The organism is Vibrio sp. 10N.261.51.A4 (assembly GCF_041471945.1).
Classification (GTDB): Bacteria; Pseudomonadota; Gammaproteobacteria; order Enterobacterales; family Vibrionaceae; genus Vibrio; species Vibrio crassostreae_C.
In genome coordinates this window covers 1-6,365 of sequence record NZ_JBFRPJ010000145.1, presented here as the reverse complement: position 1 = coordinate 6,365, position 6,365 = coordinate 1, and the positions used below count along the sequence as shown (strand labels likewise).

The 6,365-nt window shown below is 44.8% G+C and carries 7 protein-coding genes; 2 read left to right on the top strand and 5 right to left on the bottom strand.

The genetic code is table 11. The annotated features are described in order from the left end of the window. Nucleotides 1-268 precede the first annotated feature (268 nt). The 5 genes from rplS to ffh form a co-directional block, all read right to left on the bottom strand. Nucleotides 269-622 carry a 50S ribosomal protein L19 gene (rplS, locus tag AB4384_RS23275; protein WP_004735514.1) on the bottom strand — a complete coding sequence of 118 codons (354 nt, stop codon included), beginning with the start codon at nt 620-622 and terminating at the stop codon, nt 269-271. A gap of 59 nt (nt 623-681) precedes the next feature. Further along, nucleotides 682-1,422 carry a tRNA (guanosine(37)-N1)-methyltransferase TrmD gene (gene trmD, locus AB4384_RS23270; RefSeq protein ID WP_010435912.1) on the bottom strand — a complete coding sequence of 247 codons (741 nt, stop codon included), beginning with the start codon at nt 1,420-1,422 and terminating at the stop codon, nt 682-684. 26 nt (nt 1,423-1,448) lie between these two features. After that, nucleotides 1,449-2,003 (bottom strand): ribosome maturation factor RimM, encoded by a 555-nt coding sequence (gene rimM, locus AB4384_RS23265; RefSeq protein ID WP_016768202.1) that lies wholly within the window; start codon nt 2,001-2,003, stop codon nt 1,449-1,451. Between the two features lie 24 nt (nt 2,004-2,027). Beyond that, complete coding sequence (gene rpsP, locus AB4384_RS23260; protein ID WP_004410028.1) at nt 2,028-2,276, bottom strand: 30S ribosomal protein S16; 249 nt, start codon at nt 2,274-2,276, stop codon at nt 2,028-2,030. Between the two features lie 212 nt (nt 2,277-2,488). Beyond that, nucleotides 2,489-3,883, bottom strand: coding sequence for a signal recognition particle protein (gene ffh, locus AB4384_RS23255; RefSeq protein WP_010435884.1), 1,395 nt, complete (start codon nt 3,881-3,883; stop codon nt 2,489-2,491). Between the two features lie 200 nt (nt 3,884-4,083). Between ffh and AB4384_RS23250 the strand changes: the two genes are divergently transcribed. Together AB4384_RS23250 and AB4384_RS23245 are read left to right on the top strand one after the other, a co-directional pair. After that, nucleotides 4,084-4,878, top strand: a complete 795-nt coding sequence (locus AB4384_RS23250; RefSeq protein ID WP_019825854.1) for an inner membrane protein YpjD — start codon at nt 4,084-4,086, stop codon at nt 4,876-4,878. Nucleotides 4,879-5,005: 127 nt separating this feature from the next. Then, entirely contained in the window at nt 5,006-6,277 is a 1,272-nt protein-coding gene (locus AB4384_RS23245; RefSeq protein WP_017063233.1) for an HlyC/CorC family transporter, read from the top strand. The last annotated feature ends 88 nt before the right edge of the window (nt 6,278-6,365 follow it).

Here is a 6,365-nt window from a genome sequence, read left to right as displayed (position 1 = left end):
CGAGTAGCGAGTAGCGAGTAAATTTTGAAGGGTTGGCGTTTAACGTCAATCCTTTTTTATTGCCTATAACACGGCGCTAGTAGAGATTACCTACTCCTTCCTTCGTCAGTCTAGGGAATGACGGTTAAATATGAGTTTCGTCTGGTTTGTCATCCTCAAGAGTGAGGTACGAGCGAATTGGGGATCTCTTACCTGCTAAGCTCTAAATAACAGACACAAAAAAGCGGAGCCAAATGGCTCCGCTTTTATCGATAGAATGCAAAAAGAATTACTTCTTAGTAAGCTTCTCTTTAATACGAGCTGACTTACCAGAACGCTCACGTAGGTAGTACAACTTGGCACGACGTACTGCACCACGGCGTTTAACTTCGATGCTATCAACCATTGGAGAGTGAGTTTGGAACGCACGCTCTACGCCTTCACCGTTCGAGATCTTACGAACTGTGAATGCAGAGTGTAGACCACGGTTACGAATAGCGATTACAACGCCTTCGAAAGCCTGTAGACGCTCACGGTCACCTTCTTTTACCTTAACCTGAACTACAACAGTGTCACCTGGTGCGAATTTAGGAAGGTCTGATTTTAGTTGCTCTTCTTCAAGAGCCTTGATGATGTTGCTCATTTGTATAAATTCCTAGAATAAACTGATACTAAATTTAATAGGTTACTGCTTGCTTTTCGTTAAGAGCGATGCTCTTTAATGAATTCAGCCAGTAATTGTTCCTGTTCGTCAGTCAGAGCTAGGTTTTCCAGGAGTTCTGGTCTTCTTAGCCAAGTTCGGCCCAGCGATTGTTTCAACCGCCAGCGACGAATATCCTTATGGTTTCCAGACTTGAGTACCGATGGCACATCTTTATCGTCTAGCACCTCAGGGCGCGTATAATGGGGACAATCTAGCAAACCATTTGCAAAAGAATCTTCTTCTGCTGAAGCGAAATCTCCAAGTACACCCGGAACAAACCGAGATACTGAATCAATCAACGTCATGGCTGGTAGCTCACCACCCGTCATCACAAAATCGCCAATCGACCATTCTTCGTCGACTTCAGATTGAATGATGCGCTCATCTACCCCTTCATAGCGACCACAAATAAGAAGTAAATTCTCGTTTGTTGCCAGCTCTTCAACACCTTTTTGGTCGAGTTTACGACCTTGAGGTGAAAGATAGATAACTTTCGTCTTCCCCGGTGCTGCTTGCTTGGCAGTTTTGATAGCGTCGCGCAAAGGCTGAACCATCATTAACATGCCAGGACCACCACCGTAAGGTCTGTCATCAACAGTGCGATGTTTATCATGAGTGAAATCACGAGGATTCCATGTCTCAATAGATAAAAGACCTTTCTTAACCGCTTGACCTGTTACTCCAAAATCAGTAACAGAACGGAACATTTCAGGAAACAGGCTAATTACGCCAACCCACATGTGTTCTCTCGCTCTGTAATTTGGAGTTAGAATCCAGGATCCCAGTCAACTTCGATCCGGCGAGCTTCGCGATCAACTTTCTTGATCACTTGCTCTTCAAGGTACGGTACTAACCGTTCCTTTTGGCCAAAAGCATCTTTAAGATTTGCTTTGATTACTAGAACATCGTTCGAGCCAGTTTCTAATAGGTCAGTGACCTCACCAAGGTTGTAGCCTTTAGTTGTAAAAACTTGCATACCAAACAATTCGCGCCAGTAGAATTCATCTTCTGACAATTCAGGTAACGAAGCAGGGTCAATAGCAATTTCAAAGTTAGTCATCAGTTGCGCGTCTTCACGAACATCTAATCCCGCTAGCTTACATACATAACCTTGGCCATGACGTTTCCAGCTCTCAACTTTGTACTCAACCCACTTACCCTTTAGGTTTAAATACCAAGGGCTGTAATCAAATATGCTTTCAGCATTGTCTGTGTAGGAGAACACTTTGAGCCAGCCACGAATACCATAGGTAGACCCAAGTTTACCCATGACAATTCTATTATTTTGCTCGCTCATAGTTTCTTTACCCTTCATCGACATAAGCTATTTCTCTTTAAAAAAGAATTAAGCCGCTTTTTGAGCGTCTTTAACTAGCTTAGCTACACGATCAGATAGAGATGCGCCTTGACCAACCCAGTGGTTAACACGATCTAGGTCTAGACGTAGACCTTCTTCTTGACCTTGAGCAGTAGGGTTAAAGAAACCTACTTTCTCGATGAAACGGCCAGTTGCAGCGTTACGGCTATCCGCAACTACGATTTGATAAAATGGGCGCTTCTTTGCACCGTGACGTGCCAAACGAATGGTTACCATGTCGTCCTCTTTGCTTTCTTAATAAAATAATTAACCCCAAGTATAAGTAAATAGCTTGGGGTCTCGTGCCAAATTAAAGCCCCGGAATTTTACTCTTATTCCGGTGCAATGCAAGGGCTTTAGCTATTTTTTCACCAACATAGCTGCCGTACACTTTCTGTGACACGGCTAACACTATGAAAAGTAACGTAGCTAAAGCTTACATTTGTAGATTATCGACCAAACGGGTTAAAGCCACCACCCATTCCGCCCATACCTCCACCGCCGCCCATCATGCCTTGCATGTTGCGCATCATGCCTTTCATGCCACCTTTCTGCATCTTCTTCATCATCTTCTGCATTTGGGTGAACTGCTTAAGCATACGGTTTACATCTTGTACCTGTGTACCAGAACCAGCGGCAATACGCTTTTTGCGTGAGCCTTTGATTAAGTCAGGGCGTTGACGCTCTTTCATGGTCATAGAGTTGATGATCGCTTCCATCTGCTTGAACATCTTGTCATCAACTTTATCTTTAACGTTATCTGGTAGCTGAGACATGCCTGGAAGCTTATCCATCATGCCCATCATGCCGCCCATGTTTTGCATCTGACCTAGCTGTTCACGGAAGTCTTCAAGGTCAAAGCCTTTCTTCTCTTTGAACTTCTTAGCCAGTTTCTCTGCTTTCTCGGTATCAACGTTTTTCTGTAGGTCTTCAATAAGAGACAGTACGTCGCCCATACCTAAGATACGAGAAGCAACACGATCTGGGTGGAACGGTTCTAGTGCGTCAGTCTTTTCACCAACACCCAAGAATTTAATCGGCTTGCCTGTGATATGACGAACAGACAGAGCAGCACCACCACGCGCATCACCATCAACTTTCGTCAAGATAACACCGGTTAGTGGTAACGCATCACCAAAGGCTTTTGCAGTGTTCGCAGCATCTTGACCTGTCATTGCATCAACAACGAACAGTGTCTCTACTGGTTTAATTGCAGTATGAAGCTCTTTGATCTCGCCCATCATCTCTTCATCGATAGCCAAACGACCCGCAGTATCGACAAGTAGCACGTCGTAGAATTTCTTCTTCGCGTGGTCGATTGCAGCGTTTGCAATATCAAGAGGCTTTTGATCAGCTGAAGATGGGAAGAAGTCTACGCCAACATCGCTTGCTAACGTTTCAAGCTGTTTGATCGCCGCTGGACGGTAAACGTCGGCAGACACAACCAAGACTTTCTTCTTGTCACGCTCAGTTAGAAGCTTAGATAGCTTACCTACCGATGTGGTTTTACCCGCACCTTGTAGACCCGCCATTAAGATAACGGCTGGCGGCTGCGCTGCTAGGTTAAGAGCCTCGTTAGACTCACCCATCACCGCTTCAAGTTCAGCTTGAACGATCTTAATGAATTCTTGACCAGGCGTTAGAGATTTAGAAACCTCAACACCCACAGCGCCTTCTTTTACGCGCTTAACAAAATCGCGGACAACGGGCAGTGCAACGTCGGCTTCAAGTAGCGCCATACGTACTTCACGCAGCGTCTCTTTAATATTGTCTTCGGTCAGACGACCTTTACCGCTGATGTTCTTCAGCGTTTTGGATAGACGATCCGTTAAATTATCAAACATAGTTTTCTCTTCGCTCAAAACTGCGACTATTACTGTGAGTATACATTAGCGCGGATTAGAGTCATACCCGTTGTAGAGCGTTAATCATCCGTGCTTGTGATGTGAGACATTATTCACTTGGAATTGAATGAGGTTCGCCATAGCCCCAAAGAGCGATGCGAGGTATAATTCGCCAATTAGTAATCATTAAAATGGATACCATGGACAGTCTTATTGCGATCGCAGCAGCCTTTCTTTATACAATGGCGATTTCCACGATCATTCCAGGTCTCGTGCACCAAACAGGAATCCGTGTAAAAACGGTGTTTATCAGCGCATTACTTGCTCTAGCTTTCCATGCTTGGTTGCTTGGCGATTTGATTTTTAATGCCAGTGGCCAAAACCTCAGTATCTTGAACGTTGCTTCATTAATCAGTTTAATCATATCTGTGGTAATGAGCGGTGCAATGCTCAAAACCCGCTTGTGGTTCATCTTGCCTGTTGTTTATAGTTTCGCAGCGCTTAACCTCATGGCAGCAACGTTTCTTCCAAGTACCTTCATCAAACATCTAGAGAATGACCCGAAACTGCTCGTACACATCTCTTTGGCCTTGTTCTCATACGCGACGCTTACTATCGGTGCGTTATACGCCTTGCAACTCGCGTGGCTTGATCACAAGCTTAAAAAGAAAAAAGCCTTAGTGATTAACCCTAACCTACCTCCTTTAATGATGGTAGAGAGACAGCTTTTCAAGATCATTCTGATTGGTAATGGTTTATTAACGGGTACTTTGCTGACTGGCCTTATCTTCGTACAAGATATGTTTGCTCAAGGAAAGGCGCACAAAGCGGTATTGTCTTTTATCGCTTGGGTTATCTACTCCATCCTTTTATGGGGTCACTACCAAAAAGGTTGGCGTGGACAGAAAGTCACTTGGTTCGCACTTGCCGGCGCCAGCATGCTCACATTGGCCTACTTCGGTAGCCGCTTCGTTCAGGAAATCATCCTGAACTAGTCTGTAAAATAAAGGCAAGGTCTCACACACCTTGCCTTTAAAATATTGAGTCCGTTAGATTCAATTGACATCTCGACCATGTTCGGTCATAAATTAATCAAGATACACAAATAGGAAAAGAATAGTTTTGGACGACATATCAACGGGTATCTTATTTGCGCTACTCGCGTGTCTCATTGTAATTTCTGGTTATTTCTCTGGTTCCGAAACGGGCATGATGTCCTTGAACCGCTACCGTTTAAAGCACTTGGCCAATACGGGTCATAAAGGTGCCAAACGCGTAGAAAAACTTCTGAACCGCCCAGACAGATTGATTGGCCTCATTCTCATCGGCAACAATCTCGTCAACATTCTTGCATCTGCGATCGCTACTATTCTTGGTATGCGCATCTACGGGGATATCGGTGTGGCTATCGCTACTGGTACCCTGACTCTCGTGATCCTAGTATTCGCCGAGGTAACCCCAAAGACCATCGCTTCTCTATTTCCTGAACGTGTCTCTTACGCGAGTAGTATCCTTTTGATGATACTGATGAAGGTGCTATCACCATTGGTGATCTTAGTGAACTTCATTACCAACGGCTTCATTCGTATCTTAGGCGTTAAAGCCAGCCATGATGCAACCGACCACTTGAGCTCCGAAGAGCTTAGAACCGTGGTAAATGAAGCCGGTAGCTTAATCCCTCAACGTCACCAAGATATGTTGGTGTCTATTCTGGATTTAGAGCACGTCACCGTGAACGACATCATGGTGCCGCGTAATGAGATTACTGGTATCGACATCAATGACGACTGGAAATCGATCGTTCGTCAACTTACCCACTCGCCTCATGGTCGCGTAGTGCTGTACCGTGACCAAATAGATGAAGTGGTCGGCATGCTTAGGCTGCGTGAAGCTTACCGTCTGATGCTTGAAAAGAACGAATTCAATAAAGAAACCCTGTTGCGTGCCGCGGATGAGATCTACTTTATTCCTGAAGCGACACCACTCAATATTCAACTGCTTAAGTTTCAACGCAATAAGCAGCGCATCGGTTTGATTGTTGATGAGTATGGCGACATCAATGGTTTGGTTACATTAGAAGATATTCTAGAAGAGATCGTAGGTGAGTTTACCACCTCAATCACCCCAAGCTTATCTGAAGAGATTACTCCGCAAAGCGATGGCAGCTTCTTGATTGAAGGCAGTGCCAATATCCGAGATATCAACAAAGGCTTACAGTGGGCACTGCCTACCGATGGCCCAAGAACGCTGAATGGTTTGATACTGGAACATCTTGAAGATATTCCTGAGAGTCACCTGAGTGTTCAGGTTGCCAGCCACCCAATGGAAATTGTTGAGCTTGAAGAGAACCGCATCAAACTGGTTCGCGTGTTCCCACAGATCGTGAACGGCTAACTGAGTTATCACTGAATCTCTGTCTCGCCCTAAAATACGTTGACGAAAAAGGCCCGGTTCATTGAACCCAATGCCGTTCGGATAAGCA

Bases quoted from the DNA above. Each gene is read 5' to 3' on its own strand.
- rplS (WP_004735514.1), bottom strand. From the start codon at position 622: ATGAGCAACATCATCAAGGCTCTTGAAGAAGAGCAACTAAAATCAGAC.
- trmD (WP_010435912.1), bottom strand. From the start codon at position 1,422: ATGTGGGTTGGCGTAATTAGCCTGTTTCCTGAAATGTTCCGTTCTGTT.
- rimM (WP_016768202.1), bottom strand. From the start codon at position 2,003: ATGTCGATGAAGGGTAAAGAAACTATGAGCGAGCAAAATAATAGAATT.
- rpsP (WP_004410028.1), bottom strand. From the start codon at position 2,276: ATGGTAACCATTCGTTTGGCACGTCACGGTGCAAAGAAGCGCCCATTT.
- ffh (WP_010435884.1), bottom strand. From the start codon at position 3,883: ATGTTTGATAATTTAACGGATCGTCTATCCAAAACGCTGAAGAACATC.
- AB4384_RS23250 (WP_019825854.1), top strand. From the start codon at position 4,084: ATGGACAGTCTTATTGCGATCGCAGCAGCCTTTCTTTATACAATGGCG.